Source organism: Alistipes sp. UBA6068, assembly GCF_949428155.1.
Lineage (GTDB): Bacteria > Bacteroidota > Bacteroidia > Bacteroidales > Rikenellaceae > Alistipes > Alistipes muris.
The window spans coordinates 316,986-331,900 of the sequence record NZ_CASQFS010000001.1; the positions used below are offsets into that span (position 1 = coordinate 316,986).

Here is a 14,915-nt window from a genome sequence, read left to right on the forward strand (position 1 = left end):
ACCTGCGGTTATGGATATGTTCTATGTTGTTCTGCTGGTGCTCTTCGGGGTGCTGTTTCTGGTGGCCGAGCTGGTTTTCCTGCCGGGCGTGTCGGTGGGTGCCGTGCTGTCGCTGGTATGCTACGGAAGCGCCATTTACCTGGCGTTCCGTAATTTAGGCCCGCTGGCGGGCGTTGCGGCGATATTGGCCATCGGGCTGCTGTCGCTGGTGGCGACCGTCGTGTCGCTGCGGGCCAAGACATGGCAGCGCTTCTCGCTCAAGCAGGAAATACGCTCGTCGTCGATGCCCCGCCCTGAGGAAGAACTCCGCGTGGGCGACCGCGGCACCACCCTTTCGCGCCTGTCGCCCATGGGCAAGGTGGAAATCGGGGGCCGCATCTATGAAGCCAAGTCGCAGGGTCCCTATGTCGACCCGCACAGAGAAGTGGAAGTGACGGGCTTCGAGAACTTCAGCGTCATCGTGAAAACAACCGACTAAAAAACCATAAGATTATGTTGGAACCCGCATTGATTGCATTGATTGTCTTCGTGAGCCTGTTCGCCATCTGGCTCGTATTCTATTTCGTGCCGGTGGGGCTGTGGTTCTCGGCGCTGGTTTCGGGCGTGCGCATCAGCCTGCTGCAACTGATTCTGATGCGCTGGCGCAAGGTTCCGCCCTCGACCATCGTGGCGTCGATGATCGAAAGCACGAAGGCGGGGCTGAAACTCAATCCCAACGAACTGGAAGCCCACTACCTGGCGGGCGGCAACGTCTCGAACGTGGTGCATGCGCTGGTTTCGGCCCAGAAAGCCAACATCCTGCTCGACTTCAAGATGGCGACGGCCATCGACCTGGCGGGCCGCGACGTGTTCGAGGCGGTGCAGATGTCGGTGAACCCCAAGGTCATCAACACGCCGCCCGTAGCCGCGGTGGCCAAGGACGGCATCCAGCTGATAGCCAAGGCCCGGGTGACGGTGCGCGCCAATATCAAGCAGCTGGTCGGCGGCGCGGGCGAGGAGACGGTGCTGGCGCGTGTGGGCGAAGGAATCGTCTCGTCGATAGGCTCGGCCGCCTCGCACAAAATCGTGCTGGAGAACCCCGATTCGATTTCGCGGGTGGTGCTCGAAAAGGGGCTCGACGCGGGAACGGCGTTCGAGATACTTTCGATCGACATTGCCGACATCGACGTGGGCAAGAACATCGGCGCACAGCTTCAGATGGACCAGGCGCAGGCCGACAAGAACATCGCGCAGGCCAAGGCCGAAGAACGGCGCGCGATGGCCGTGGCGCTGGAACAGGAAAACAAGGCCAAGGCGCAGGATGCGCGCGCGAAGGTGATTCTGGCCGAAGCGGAGGTGCCGATGGCGATGGCCGAGGCGTTCCGCAACGGCAATCTGGGCATCATGGACTATTACAGGATGAAGAACATGATGGCCGACACGACCATGCGCGAATCCATCGCCCGGCCGGAGAAGAAATAAACGGCAGACGCCGGAAACGAAATGGCCGACCCTCGGGGCCGGCCATTTCGTTTTAATACACCTCCTCGGGCAGGGTCTCGCCCACGGGGTCGCCCTGGAGCCCGTCGCGCCACTTGACGGCGGCGTGGGTGCCGTCGCAATAGGGCTTGTTGGCCGACTGCCCGCAGCGGCACACCACCACCCGGTTGCGGAGCTCGAAGAACTCGCCGTTTTCGCGGCGCATGGGAATGCCGCCGCGAATCCACAGCCCGCCGCTGGCGCCGATGGCGGGGTCCTCGATAAGGCCCAGGCTGGGCTCGAAACGGAACTCGTAGGGAGTGCCCGAAGCCTTGTCCCAAGCTGTGAGCCGCGCGCTGGGACACATCGAAGCCTCGCGGACGGCCAGCCGCCTTGCTTCGGGATCGGAGGAGAGCTCGGTCAGCGTCCAGGCCCCGCCGAAAGGGTGGCAGAAGCGGGCGAAGACGCAATATTGGGGGTTGTCGGTCATGGTGAGCGTGGCGCCCTCGGTCTTGTCGGCCCCGTCGAGCAGCGGCCGCCGGGAAGCGGTGAGCTGCGGGTCCCAGTCGGCGCGGACGTGGGCCCCGTCGCAGTAAGGCTTGCGCTGCGAAGCCCCGCACCGGCAGAGCGCTGTAGGCTCCGCTTCGGTGGAGAAATGGCGCCCCTCCTGGAAATACCAACTTTCGTTGTCGGGGTCAGGCATGATGAACTGCTCGCAGAAAGGCGGCCGCCCGTAGACCAAGTAAGGCCCTTTTTCGGTGACGGTGACGGAGACCCGGCCAGCGGCCGGGTCGGAATCCGTGGGAGTTTTGTGTGCGGACATACTTGCAGGGTTGAACGGTACGTTTGTAAAGCGGACGGCAATAATTGTTCCCAACGGAACTGTTCGTGCCGCCGGATGAGATTTAATTTTACCTTTTATTAGTATATTTGCATTGTTACTATAACATCATTTGCGATGGACCGATTATTCTGTGTAATTGCAAGTCTGCTTTTTACAGCGCTAATCGTAGGGTTGGATGCTTTCGCCCGACGATCCGCACGTCGGCAACGTGAGAAACGGTGGCCGGATTTAAGAAAAAAGATATGACCATTTCTCCCGCCCCCGTTCCCGCAGAACGGGGTTTCTTATATCCCGGCTTCAAGGCACCCGACGTATTCAAATCGAAGTCTAAGATGACTTGGCGCTGCGTTGTATTTTCTGCCATGATTTTGCTGGTTTGTCAAAATTCGTATCTTTGTACTTTCGGAAGACGATAAATTGAACGATATGAAATCATTGGCAAGACTGGCGGCCGCGGCTGCGATGGCTGCGGCGCTGCTGACGGCGTGCGGCAAGGAGAAGGAGACGGGCGACATTCGTTTCGACCGCCCGGCGCTCTATCTGTCGCAGGGCCGCACGGCGACGGTGGCTTTCACGACCGACAACATCGACCTGCGGACCCTTTCGGTGACCTCCCGTCCGACGGGCTGGGAACAAATCGAAGTGAACGCGGCGGAGAAGACCCTGACGGTGACGGCCCCTGCCGCCATAGAGGGCGAGACGGCGTCGTCGGGCTCGGTGGTGCTGACCGGCGTGCCGGGCGGTGGCGGCTCGGTGGCTTCGGGAACCCTGTTCGTGAGCATTGCGGGAACGGAAGACCTGAGCGCCTACCCTGCCAACAGCTATCTGGCGAACAAGAAAGAGACGGAATACCTGTTCGACGCCCTGCACAAAGGCGAGGGCGAGGAAGAACTGGCCACGGCCCGGCTGGGAATCATCTGGCAGTCGGCGTCGGAGCTGGTGCAGCACCTGCATTTCGACGGGCAGAAAGGCTCGTTCTATATAGGTGCCGACAAAGACGATGCGACCCGCATCAAGGAGGGCAACGCACTGATAGGCGCCTACGATGCACACGACAAACTGCTGTGGAGTTGGCACATATGGGTGGCGGACTTCGACCCGGAGGCACAGCCGCTGGTGCTGAACGGCCGCACGCTGATGGCCCGCAACCTCGGCGCCCGGACCGAAAGCCATGCGACGGCGGCGGAGAAGCTGGCTTCCTACGGACTCTATTACCAATGGGGCCGCAAGGAACCGTTTATCGGCCCGCTGACCTACAATGCTGCGTCGGGCGGCGTCTCGGCGAAGATGTACGACGGCTCGGGAACGGGCGTATCGCTGAAAGCGACGGCGTCGACGGCCGAGACGGGCACGATGGCCTATGCGGTGGAACACCCGCTGGAATTCATCACGGCGGCCGAAAAGGATGCCGACTGGCTGCAAGGCGGCACGACGGTGCGCTGGTCGGAGGAGGAGAAAACGCTCTATGACCCCTGCCCGCACGGGTGGCGGGTGGCCCCTGTGTCGGCTTTCGACAACCTGTCGATAAAGGACGACCTGGCCGCGGACGCCGACTACGCGTCGCAGTACGGCTGGACGCTGGGCGACGGAACGGCCGAATCGTACTTTGCGGGCGCCGGACGCCGGAGCTGGCGCGATGCGAGCGTGCAGAACTATTTCGACGAATCGCTGCCTGCGCGGGCGGTGGAGATGCAGCCGTGGGTAGGCTACTACTGGACCGCCGGCGAGGTGGGAGCGCTCTCCCCTGCTTTCTGCTTCTGGTACAAGGCGGACGACGTGGCGGCGAGCGATGTACGCAACGGCCGCCCGATGGGCCGCGCCAACGGCATGCAGGTACGCTGTGTGAAAGACGAATAGAACTCGGGAAAGAGCAAAAAATCCCGGACTTGCTTGGCAAGTCCGGGATTTTTCGTTTGGCCGGAAGGGGCGTTACTTTTTCTTCGGCTCGGGCTCGGTGTCGCGGCCGCCGCCGAGGGCCTGGTAGAGGTTGATTACGCCCTGTATCTCGTCGAAGCGATCGGCGATTTGCGACAACTGGGCCGAGAGGAGCGACTGCTGGGCGGTGAGGACCTCCAGGTAAGTGGTGGACGAATGCTCCATCAACAACTCGGTGCTCTCGACGGCCCGCTTCATGGCCTTGATCTGCTTGGCCCGCAGCTCGCTTTTGGCGCGGGCCGTCTGGTACTGCGACAAGGCGTTGTTGACCTCGGCCCCGGCGTTGAGCAGGGTCTGCCGGAACGAGAGCTTGGCCTCCTCCTGCTGGGCCTTCATGATTTTGACGCGCGCGCGGTTGGCCCCGGCGTTGAAGATGGGCTGCAAGAGCGAAGCCGCGGCGTTGAGCAACAATTTACCGGGATTGACGATGATCGACCCGGCGCTGTTGGTCCACCCTGCCGCCCCGCTGAGGGTGATGGAGGGATAGAGCGCCGACCGGGCTTCGGCCGTGGCGTAATAAGCCTGCATCAAGGCGAACTCGGAAGCACGGACGTCGGGCCGGTTGGAAAGAAGCTGGACGGGAACGCCGACGGTGATTTCGCGGGGCAGGTGGCGGCTGGAGAACGACCCGCGCCCGACGGCCTGCGGAGTACGCCCGAGGAGCGAACAAAGGCTGTTCTCGACCTGGCGTAGCTGGTGGTCGAGGTCGCGGAGCGAGGATTCGATGGCGTAGTAATTACCCTCGTACTGAGCGACCCCGGCCTCGGTGGTCATGCCGGCCTCCTTCATGGAACGCATGGTCTCGACGCTCTTTTTCCAACGGTCGGCCGTTTCGCGGGTGACCTGCTGCTGGCTGTCGAGCATCAGCAACGTATAATAAAGGTTGGCGACGCTGGCGATCAACTGCGTGCGCACGGCCTGGCGGTACTCGATACTTTGGAGGTAGAGCGCCTTGGACTTGCGCTTGGTATTGGTGAGCGCGTTGAAGATGTCGAACTGCCAACTGGCGGTGATGGGGACGCTGTAAGTTTTGACGGCGGGGCCGTTGTCGAAACTGCTGATGTTCCCCTGCGGCGCGAAGTTGAACGACGGCAGGTAAGCGAGCCGCGCCGACTTGAGCGACGCTTCGGTCTCCTTGACGCGCCAATGGGCCGACTGCAGGTCGGTGTTGTTGGCCAGGGCCTCCTCGATGAGCGACTGCAAGTGCGGGTCGGTGAAGACCTCCTGCCAACGGACGTTGCCGAAGGTGGCGGTGTCGGCGCTCTCGGCCGAGCCGTAGAGCCCGTCGGTCGAAATCTCGGGGCGGGTATAGGGCTTGTAGATGCCGCAGCCGACCGATGCGGCCGCCAGGCACAGGATGATGAACTTTTTCATGATCAGAGCTCTTCTTCTTTCTGGTTTCTGCATGCTTCGACCTCGGCGCGGACGGACCACTGCGGGGCGGGGTCGAACTCCAACGGCTTGATTTTCTCCTGCAACGCCTGGAACACGATGAAAAGCGTCGGGACGAGGAACAGCAGGGCGAGCGTACCGACGATCATGCCGCCGACGACGCCTGTGCCGAGCGTAGAGTTGCCGTTGGCGCCCACGCCGCTGGCGAGGACGAGCGGAATCATACCGAAGACCATCGTCAGGACGGTCATCAGAATGGGACGCAGGCGGACCTTGGCGGCCGAAACAGCGGCCTGCGTGAGGCTCATGCCAGCGCGTCGGCGGTCGCCGGCGTACTCGGTGAGGAGGATGGCCGTCTTGGCCAACAGACCGATGAGCATGATGAGACCCGTCTGCAAATAGATGTTGTTCTCCAACCCCATCAACTTGGCGAAGAGGAACGAACCCATCAGACCGCACGGCACGGAGAGGATGACGGCGAACGGGATGATGAAACTCTCGTACAAAGCGCTGAGGATAAGGTAGATGAGTAGGATACAGATGCCGAAGATGATGACGGTGTTGCTGCCGGTCTGCGCCTCCTCGCGCGTGATGCCGCCGAACTCGAATCCGTAGCCCTTGGGCAGCACCTCGGCGGCCGTCTCGCGGATGGCCCGGATGGCGTCGCCCGACGAATAACCGTCGGCCGAAGTACCGGTGACGGCGATGGAATTGTAGAGGTTGAAGCGGTTGAGCACCTCGGGGCCGTAGACCTTGGTGAGCTCGACGAACTGGCTGACGGGAGCCATCTCGCCGGACTGCATCCGCACGAAGATGTTGTTGAGCGATTCGGTATCCAGACGGTACTTGGGGTCGGCCTGCATGGTGACGCGGTAGACCTTGGAAAAACGGTTGATGTTGGAGATGTACTGCCCGCCGTAGTAACCCGAGAGCACGGAGAGGATCTCCGTGGGCGAAACCCCGGCGCGCTTGGCCTTGGCGGCGTCGATGTCGACGACGTACTGCGGGAAACTGATGTCGAAGGTCGAATAGGCGCGGCCGATTTCGGGACGCTGGTTCAGGGCGCCGACGAACCGGAGGTAGACATTATAGAAATCGCGGATGTCGCCCCCGGTGCGGTCCTGCAAGAACATGTTGAACCCGGTGGAAGTACCGTAACCCGAAATCATGGGCGGTGCGACGGCGAAGACCTGCGCGTTCTTGATGTCGGCGGTGCGGGCGTAGATCTGCCCGATGACGGCATCGACAGCGTCCTGCTTGTCGGGGCGCTCCTCCCAATTCTTGAGCTTGACGATACACATGCCGTAGGAATTGCCCTGCCCGGCGATCATGCCGTAACCTGCGACCTGGTTGAAGTCGCGGACCTGGGGAATCCCCTGCAACCGGCGCCCGACCTCCTGCATGACCTTGTCGGTCTCGGCGAGCGAAGTGCCGGGAGCGGTGGTGACGTTGACCATGACGGTGCCTTGGTCCTCGTCGGGGACGAGACCCGTCTTGGTGGAATTCATCAACACGACCAAAGCAGCGAACGACAGTCCGAGCGTAGCCCACATGAGCCACTTGTGCTTGATGAAGAACATGACGCCGTGCTTGTATTTGCCGACGATGGCGCTGAACGCCGTATTGAACGCCTTGCGGAAGCGGGCGGCGAAGTTGTCGCGCATCTCGCCGTTCTCGTCCATATAGGGCTTCATGATGATGGCGCAGAGCGCGGGCGACAGCGTAAGGGCGTTGAGCGCGGAGATGCCGACGGCGACGGCCATGGTCAGACCGAACTGCGTGTAGAAGACGCCCGACGTACCGCCCATCATGGCGACGGGGATGAAGACGGCCATGAAGACCAACGTAGAAGTGACGATAGCCGAAGTGATGCCCGACATGGCGTCGATGGTGGCCATGTAAGAAGACTTGTACCCGGCGTCGAAACGCGCCTGCACGGCCTCGACGACGATGATGGCGTCGTCGACGACGGTGCCGATGGCGAGCACGAGGGCGAACAGCGTCAGGAGGTTGATGGAGAACCCGGCGACGGAGAGGAACGCGAAGGTACCGATGAGTGCGACGAGAATCGAAACCGTGGGAATCAACGTGGACCGGATGTCCTGCAAGAAGACGTAGACGACCAGCACGACGAGGATGATGGCCTCGAAGAGGGTTTTGACGACCTCGTTGATGGAAGCGTAGAGAAAGTCGTTGACGTTCTGAAGGCTGACGATTTCGATGCCCTTGGGCAGCTCGGCGCGGATTTCGTCGAGCAGGTCCTCGATGTCCTCGACGACCTGCGTGGCGTTGGACCCGGCGGTCTGGAAGACCATGGCGGCGATGCCGGGGTGGCCGTTGGCGTAGCCTTTATAGGCATAGGACTCGCCGCCGAGCTCGATGTCGGCGATTTCGCTGAGCCGCAGCACCTGCCCGTCGGGGGTGGAGCGGATGACGATATTGCCGAACTCCTCGGGCGTCATCCTGCGGCCGCGGTACTTCATGGTATACTGGAACGCGTTGTCGGAATTCTCGCCCAACTGCCCCACCGCCGACTCGATGTTCTGCTCGGAAAGCGCGTAGGTGACGTCGGACGGAACGAGCCCGTACTGCGCCATGACGTCGGGTCTGAGCCAGATACGCATGGCGTAATCGTCGCCCAGGGCCATGAACTCGCCCACGCCCTGGATACGCTGGATGCGCGGCTTGATGTTGATGTTCATGTAATTGGCGAGGAAGACCTCGTCGTAGGAATCGTCGGGGCTGTTCAAGGCGAAGACGCGCAGCATGGAAGTCTGCCGCTTCATGGTGGTGACGCCGATGCGGGTGACCTCGGCGGGCAGCGACCCGGTGGCGGTGGCGACGCGGTTCTGCACGTTGACCGTAGCCATGTCGGCGTCGGTGCCCTGCTTGAAGTAGACGGTGACGGAAGCCGAACCGGCGTTGGTGGCGCTGGACTGGATGTAGATCATGTCCTCGACGCCGTTGATGGCCTCCTCGAGGGGCACGATGACCGACTTCTGGATGGTCTCGGCGCTGGCGCCGGGATAGGACGCGTGGACCATGACCGTAGGCGGCGCGATGTCGGGATACTGCTCGATGGGCAGCGTGGCCAGACCGATCAGACCGGCGATGACGATGACGATGGAGATGACGGACGCCAGCACGGGGCGCTCGATGAAGTGTCTGAGTGTCATGGGCTATTCCTCCTTGGCGGTTTGGGCATCGGGAACGGTTTCGGCCACGGCTTCTGCCTCAGCTTCGGCTTCGGCTTCGGCCTGCGGCTGTTTGGGGACGATGGGCGTACCCTCGCGCAGGAGACCGACGCCCTCGGCGACGATGGTCTCGCCGGGCTCGAGACCCGAACGGACGATGTACTCGCGGCCGTTGGTAACCTTCTCGACGTCGATCATGGCCGATGAAGCCTTGCCGTCGATGACCTTATAGACATAGACCTTGTCCTGGATCTCGAACGTAGCGGTCTGGGGAATGACGATGCAATCTTTATAGACGGAGGGCAGGATGATGTTGCCCGACCCGCCGCTGTGCAACAGCCCGTTCTTGTTGGGGAATGCGGCACGCAGCTGGACGCTGCCGGTCGAAGCGTCGATGACGCCGCTGATGGACTCGACGCGCCCGGAGTGGTCGTAGAGCGACCCGTCGCTGAGCTGCAGCTGCACGTCGGGCATGTTCTGCAAGGTAGCGGCCGTGGAGCCGTAACGACGGGTGAGGTTGAGCAGCTGGTTCTCGGTCATCGAGAAGTAGATGTACATCTCGGAATTGTCGGAAACGGTGGTGAGCTTGGCGGACGGACCGACCAAAGCGCCGACGCGGAACGGCAAAGTCCCGACAACGCCCTTGGACGGAGCCTTGACGACCGTATAGGAGAGGTTGTTGGCGGCGCTGACCCGCTGGGCCTCGGCCTGCGCGAGCTGAGCCTCGGCGGTGAGGAGCTGGTTCTGGGCGGAGGAGAGGTCGAACTGCGAAACGACCTTGCGCCTGAAAAGCTGCTTCTTGCTGTCGCGGACCAGCTTGGCGGTGGAAACCCCGGCCTTGGCGGCGGCGACGTTGGCTTCGGCGGTCTGAAGCGCGGCCTTGTAAGGCACCTGGTCGATGATGAAGAGCGTCTGCCCCTCGTCGACCTGCTGGCCCTCGGTGATGCAAAGCTCGGAAACGGTGCCCGAAATCTGGGGATAGATATCTATGTCCTGCCGCCCGCGGACGGTAGCCGAATAATAAACGGGAATCTCCCGGTCGGAAGTGGCGACGGTCTGGACGGCGTAGTGCTCGGGACCCGCGGCGACGGGAGCTTCGGCACAGCCGACGGCCGCGGCGCAGCAGGCTGCGAGGGCCGCTTTTACGAATTTCTGCTTCATAATCATCTTTCTTTCTACGTTATATATATATCAAGGATGCAAAAATAGGCTAAATTTGCGAAGCTGCGAAGTGGATATTGCGAAAAGTGTTGTTCATTTTCGGAATGATTTTCGGCTTGGCGAACGAAAAAACGCTATTTTTGTCCGAAAAAAGAATAACGTTTTGCACCGGCAACCTTTCGGCGAAGCCTGCTTTCCGAAAGGACTAACGCCGGAAGAAACGTTCGTAGTATACGAACGCTCAAATAAATAGCCTATGTTTTCATCCGCCGACCCGCTGGTGACCACCCCCGAAGAACAATTTGCGGTCGGGAACTCCGACTTTGCGTTTTACGGCAACTATGCGTCGCGCTGCCGGAGCTTTGCGGTGGCGTGGTGCACGGGAGGCCGCGCGGAAGCGACGGTCAACCAACACCGGGGAACGCTGGAACGCAACACGTGGCTGTTTCTGCTGCCCGGGTGGGTGCTGATGCTGACCGACTGCACGGAAGACTTCCGGATGAACTACTGCGCATTCTCGAAAGAGATGTTTGCCGAAGCGGCGTTCCGTCTTGAACCGGCCTTTTTCCAGGCCCTGCGCGAATGCCCGCTCGGTACGATGACCGACGGAATGGCCGAAGGGGCCGAAGCGTGGTTCCGGATGATGGAATACACCTATCGCGACAAGGAAAACACATACCGCAACACGATTATCCGCAACCGCCTGCAAAACATGCTGCTGGGAAGCTATGACAAGTACCTGCGATTCGGCACGCAGCGCCGGACGGCGCCGGACAAACGGTCGCGGCAGACGGACCTGTTCCACCGTTTTGTGGACCTGACCCACGAATACTGCACGACCCACCGCGAAGTGGCGTTCTATGCTGACCGTCTGTGCATCACGACGCGCTACCTGTCGGGCATCGTGCGCCGGATGGTCCACAGCTCGGTGAAGGAATTCATCGACCGGGCGGTGGTGCTGGAAATCAAGATGCTGCTGCAGTCGACCGACCTGTCGGTGCAGGAAATCGCCTACCGCCTGCGGTTCCCGGACCAGTCGTACCTGGGCCGCTACTTCAAGCACCACACGGGCTACTCCCCTACCGAATACCGCCACGCGAAGGAGTAAGGGCCCGGAATTTGCAAAGGAGACGGGAAAAAAGTCTCCGCTATGAAAGTCACCTTTTTCGGCGTACAGCCCTATGACCGCGAAGCGTTCGACCGGGCCGGCGCCGCCTACGGATTCGAGATATGCTATCATCGGAGCCACCTGAACGCGCAGAACGTAGCGCTGGCGTCGGGGGCCGATGCGGTGTGCATATTCGTGAACGACACGGCCGACGCCGAAACCATCCGCCAGCTGGCCGAAATGGGCGTGAAACTGATAGCGCTGCGCTGCGCGGGATTCAACAATGTGGACCTGACGGCGGCCGTACGCCACGGGGTGTCGGTGGTGAGGGTGCCCGCCTACTCTCCCCACGCGGTGGCGGAACACGCGGTGGCGCTGATGCTGTCGCTGAACCGCAAAATCCACCGTGCCTACTGGCGCACGCGCGACGGTAACTTCTCGCTGCACGGCCTGCTGGGATTCGACATGTACGGCAAGACGGCGGGAATCGTAGGCACGGGCCGGATAGCCCGCGAACTGATTCGGATACTGAAGGGATTCGGGATGGAAGTGCTGGCCAACGACCCCCATCCCGACGAACGCTTCGCGTGGGAAGCGGGCATCTCGTATGTGGCGCTGGACGAACTCTACGAACGCTCGGACGTGATTTCGCTCCACTGCCCGCTGACGGACGGGACGCGCTACATGATAGGCGACGTAGCCATCGGGCGGATGAAACCGGGGGTGATGATCATCAACACGGGCCGCGGCCAACTCATTCACACGGAAGCGCTGATCGACGGTCTGAAAGAGAAGAAAATCGGCGCGGCGGGGCTGGACGTCTACGAAGAAGAAGCGGCCTATTTCTACGAGGACACCTCGGACCGGATTATGGACGACGACGTGCTGGCACGCCTGCTGTCGTTCAACAACGTGATAGTCACCTCTCACCAAGCGTTTTTCACGCGTGAGGCGCTCGACAACATAGCGCATGTGACCCTGCAAAACATGCTGGAATTCGACGCAGGCAAGAAACTGACCAACATAGTATGCCCCGACCCGGTGGCGGGCATGGCGTAACGACGGCAACTTATGAAAAGAATCGTACTGCTCCGCCACGGCGAGAGCCAATGGAACCGCGAAAACCGATTTACGGGCTGGACCGACGTGGACTTGAGCGACCGCGGCCGGACCGAAGCGACCGAAGCCGGAGAACTGCTCCGGAACGAGGGATTCCGCTTCGGAAAAGCCTACACGTCGTATCTGAAACGGGCGGTGAAGACGCTGGACCTGGTACTCGGCGCGCTGGACCAGGACTGGATAGAAGTGGCGAAAAGCTGGCGGCTGAACGAAAAACACTACGGTGCGCTGCAAGGACTGAACAAACGCGAGACGGCCGAAAAATACGGCGAAGAACGGGTGTACGAATGGCGCCGCAGCTATGATGTGGCGCCGGAACCGCTGGCGGCGAACGACCCGCGCAACCCACGCTTCGACCTGCGCTACAAGGGGATACCCGAAGCCGAACTGCCGCTGACCGAATCGCTGTCGCAGACCGTGAAACGGACACTGCCCTACTGGCAATGCGAGATACTGCCGGAGCTGGCGCGCTGCGACGCGCTGCTGGTAGTGGCCCACGGCAACAGCCTGCGGGGAATCGTGAAACACCTGAAAGGGATTTCGGACGACGCCATAGCGGAGCTGAACCTGCCGACGGCCATGCCCTATGTATTTGAATTCGACGAGGGGCTGAACTGCGTGGGCGACTACTTTCTGGGCGACCCCGGGAAAGTGGCCGCGGCGATGGCGGCCGTAGCGGCGCAGGGCCGGAAATGACTTCCTTACATAAAAGAACAAGGTTGCCTGCCGTGGTGGCGGGCAACCTTGCTGTTGTACTCGGAACGGGAATCGAACCCGTACGACCATTGCTGGTCACAGGATTTTAAGTCCGGCGTGTCTACCTATTCCACCATCCGAGCGACCGCGTCCCGAAACGGGAAGCGACGGCAAAAGTAGCAAAAAAACGCGACTTCGCAAAACTTTGCGCCCGGGCCGGGGGGGGCGTCAGCCTGCGGGAATATGACGGTGGCGGGACAGGCCGGCGAGGGACTATGGGTGTTTGCTTGCAGGCCGGGCAGGCGTTGGCTGTCGCGGGGTGTTTACTTGCGGGCCGGGATGGACGCTAATATTCGTCGTCGTAATTGTCGTCGCCCTCGAAATCGCTGAAATCGCTCATCATGTCGTCGAAGATGGAACCCTCGTCGTCGACACGGTTTCGGGAGGGGTCGTACTGGTCGGGAACCTCGGCCTGGGCGAAGATTTCACGAGGATAGGAAGCCCCCTTTTCGGCCTCGTAAGTCCCGGTGAGTTCCAGATAATAAGCCCGGTCGCCGAACAAATCGAACAGATAGATCAGCCGGTCGCGGCTGTTGTGGATAATCTGTCCGAGGGTCACCCGCTCCATGGATTCGGGAGCACCCTCCCCCTCGCCCATATCCATGCAGGTGAATTCGCGCTGCTTCTCCCAACGGTCGTCGGCGGTGAAGAACGACGCCATGCACTCCTCGTATTCGAGCGAGGAGAGGATGAAACGGTGGAAATCGAGCAGCGTAGTGTCGTACTGCACCTCGTAGTCGCGGACGAAACGGTCGTTTTCGTCGCTCAGCATGCGGAAACGGAAGATCATTGACATAGGGTCGTAGTTTGCTATAAGTTTGCGAATGTTCGGCTATTGTACGGTTTCGGTCAGCCAGGCCATCACGTCGAGGTCGTCGGGGTAATCGGTCAGTCCGGGCGACTGCGCGCACCCGAAACCCGTGCGGCGGCTGTGGCCGACGCATTCCGAAACGACGCACTGCAACTCGCCGTCGTGGTCGGCGAGCCATGTTTCGACTTCGGCAAGGTTGCGGTAACGGGTATAGGCGATTTGGCTCAACGACGCCGGAAACCCGGTCTGCTCGACGGCGACGGCGCACCCCAGGTCGATGAACGGGCGGCCGGTCATGGTCAGCAAAGCACGCGAGCGCAGGTAGTTGTTGCGGTATTTGCGGTTCATGGAGGGCATGGCGAGCCGAAGCTCGCAGCCCTCGGGCAGGAAGAGCCGGGAGACGCTGCGGCAGCCCAGTCCGGAATAAGCCCAGATGTCGTCGGCGAGCCCGGCCAGCTGTTCGGGAGTTTCGCGGCCCGAGAGTACGGCGACCGACTGACGATGGCCCCGCAGCAGAGCGGGCTTCCCGGCGTAGTGCGCCTGAAAATAACGGCGGGCGTTGTCGCTGCCTGTGGCGATGACGGCGTCGGTTTCCTGGTGGCCGTCGTAGAACTCGATGGGAACGTCGGGGTCGATGGCGCGCAGCTGCTCAACGACATACTGCATCAGCACGGTGTCTTTGGCCGACGGCTTGACGATGCACCGATGGCCGCTGGCGACGACGCACAGCAGGTCGAAGAACCCTACCAACGGGATATTTCCGGCCATGATGACGAGCACGCGGCGCGGTGCGGCGGGGGGAACGGGATAGGCGGCGAGCCATGGTTCGAGCGTTTCGCGCCGGAGCATCCGGTCGGCGATGGCCGCTGCGGCACGGCTGATTTCTTGGGGCGAAAACCACCCGTTCGCCCGGCAGGCGCCGTCGATAACGTGCTGTGTCTGCGCTGTGTTGCCGAAATCGCGGAGCCGTTCGCCCAAAGCGGAAAAAAGTCCGATAGCATCCTTCATAGTTGCAAAGATAGTGCAAGCCGAGGGCAAAAGCAAACAAGCTTGCTTTTGCCGAGGCGCCGCCTATATTCTGTAAAGATAGTGCAAGCCGAGGGCAAAAGCAAACAAGCTTGCTTTTGCCGAGGCGCC

General features: G+C 61.3%; 13 protein-coding genes and 1 tRNA gene. 6 read left to right on the plus strand and 8 right to left on the minus strand.

The genetic code is table 11. The annotated features are described in order from the left end of the window. Positions 1–10 precede the first annotated feature (10 nt). Both QVG21_RS01390 and floA read left to right on the plus strand, forming a co-directional pair. Complete coding sequence (locus QVG21_RS01390) at positions 11–478, plus strand: NfeD family protein (RefSeq protein WP_287921385.1); 468 nt, start codon at positions 11–13, stop codon at positions 476–478. Between the two features lie 14 nt (positions 479–492). Next, the gene (gene floA / locus QVG21_RS01395) at positions 493–1,461 is read left to right on the plus strand and encodes a flotillin-like protein FloA (protein WP_275556992.1); all 969 of its coding nucleotides are present in this window, start codon (positions 493–495) and stop codon (positions 1,459–1,461) included. A 52-nt stretch (positions 1,462–1,513) separates the two neighbouring features. Here the strand turns inward: floA and QVG21_RS01400 are convergent, their stop codons facing one another. Both QVG21_RS01400 and QVG21_RS01405 read right to left on the minus strand, forming a co-directional pair. Continuing rightward, entirely contained in the window at positions 1,514–2,281 is a 768-nt protein-coding gene (locus tag QVG21_RS01400; protein WP_287921388.1) for a CDGSH iron-sulfur domain-containing protein, read from the minus strand. Positions 2,282–2,453: 172 nt separating this feature from the next. After that, on the minus strand, positions 2,454–2,666 hold the full coding sequence (locus QVG21_RS01405; protein ID WP_287921389.1) for a hypothetical protein: 213 nt from the start codon (positions 2,664–2,666) through the stop codon (positions 2,454–2,456). A 62-nt stretch (positions 2,667–2,728) separates the two neighbouring features. Here QVG21_RS01405 and QVG21_RS01410 point away from each other — a divergent pair, with 62 nt between their 5' ends. Continuing rightward, a complete protein-coding gene (locus QVG21_RS01410) occupies positions 2,729–4,159 on the plus strand; it encodes a hypothetical protein (protein ID WP_251213652.1) in 1,431 nt (476 codons plus the stop codon). Between the two features lie 72 nt (positions 4,160–4,231). Here the strand turns inward: QVG21_RS01410 and QVG21_RS01415 are convergent, their stop codons facing one another. From QVG21_RS01415 to QVG21_RS01425, 3 genes are read right to left on the minus strand one after another with little or no spacing between them, the layout of a single operon-like run. Further along, positions 4,232–5,611, minus strand: a complete 1,380-nt coding sequence (locus QVG21_RS01415) for a TolC family protein (RefSeq protein ID WP_251213653.1) — start codon at positions 5,609–5,611, stop codon at positions 4,232–4,234. 2 nt (positions 5,612–5,613) lie between these two features. Next, positions 5,614–8,805, minus strand: coding sequence for an efflux RND transporter permease subunit (locus QVG21_RS01420; protein WP_287921393.1), 3,192 nt, complete (start codon positions 8,803–8,805; stop codon positions 5,614–5,616). A 3-nt stretch (positions 8,806–8,808) separates the two neighbouring features. Beyond that, positions 8,809–9,990: an efflux RND transporter periplasmic adaptor subunit gene (locus tag QVG21_RS01425; protein ID WP_502871754.1), complete on the minus strand. Its 1,182-nt coding sequence runs from the start codon at positions 9,988–9,990 to the stop codon at positions 8,809–8,811. A 250-nt stretch (positions 9,991–10,240) separates the two neighbouring features. Here QVG21_RS01425 and QVG21_RS01430 point away from each other — a divergent pair, with 250 nt between their 5' ends. From QVG21_RS01430 to gpmA, 3 genes are read left to right on the plus strand one after another with little or no spacing between them, the layout of a single operon-like run. Beyond that, positions 10,241–11,092 carry an AraC family transcriptional regulator gene (locus QVG21_RS01430; protein WP_287921399.1) on the plus strand — a complete coding sequence of 284 codons (852 nt, stop codon included), beginning with the start codon at positions 10,241–10,243 and terminating at the stop codon, positions 11,090–11,092. Positions 11,093–11,134: 42 nt separating this feature from the next. After that, on the plus strand, positions 11,135–12,151 hold the full coding sequence (locus QVG21_RS01435; protein ID WP_251213657.1) for a 2-hydroxyacid dehydrogenase: 1,017 nt from the start codon (positions 11,135–11,137) through the stop codon (positions 12,149–12,151). Between the two features lie 12 nt (positions 12,152–12,163). Continuing rightward, entirely contained in the window at positions 12,164–12,907 is a 744-nt protein-coding gene (gpmA, locus tag QVG21_RS01440; RefSeq protein ID WP_287921402.1) for a 2,3-diphosphoglycerate-dependent phosphoglycerate mutase, read from the plus strand. A 57-nt stretch (positions 12,908–12,964) separates the two neighbouring features. On the opposite strand, the gene QVG21_RS01445 is transcribed toward gpmA, so the two are convergent. From QVG21_RS01445 to QVG21_RS01455, 3 genes are all read right to left on the minus strand, one after another. Continuing rightward, positions 12,965–13,050 (minus strand) — tRNA-Leu (locus QVG21_RS01445). Between the two features lie 203 nt (positions 13,051–13,253). Then, the gene (locus QVG21_RS01450) at positions 13,254–13,763 is read right to left on the minus strand and encodes an IS1096 element passenger TnpR family protein (protein ID WP_251213659.1); all 510 of its coding nucleotides are present in this window, start codon (positions 13,761–13,763) and stop codon (positions 13,254–13,256) included. 36 nt (positions 13,764–13,799) lie between these two features. Then, positions 13,800–14,786, minus strand: coding sequence for an acyl-CoA reductase (locus QVG21_RS01455; protein WP_287921405.1), 987 nt, complete (start codon positions 14,784–14,786; stop codon positions 13,800–13,802). Positions 14,787–14,915 lie beyond the last annotated feature (129 nt).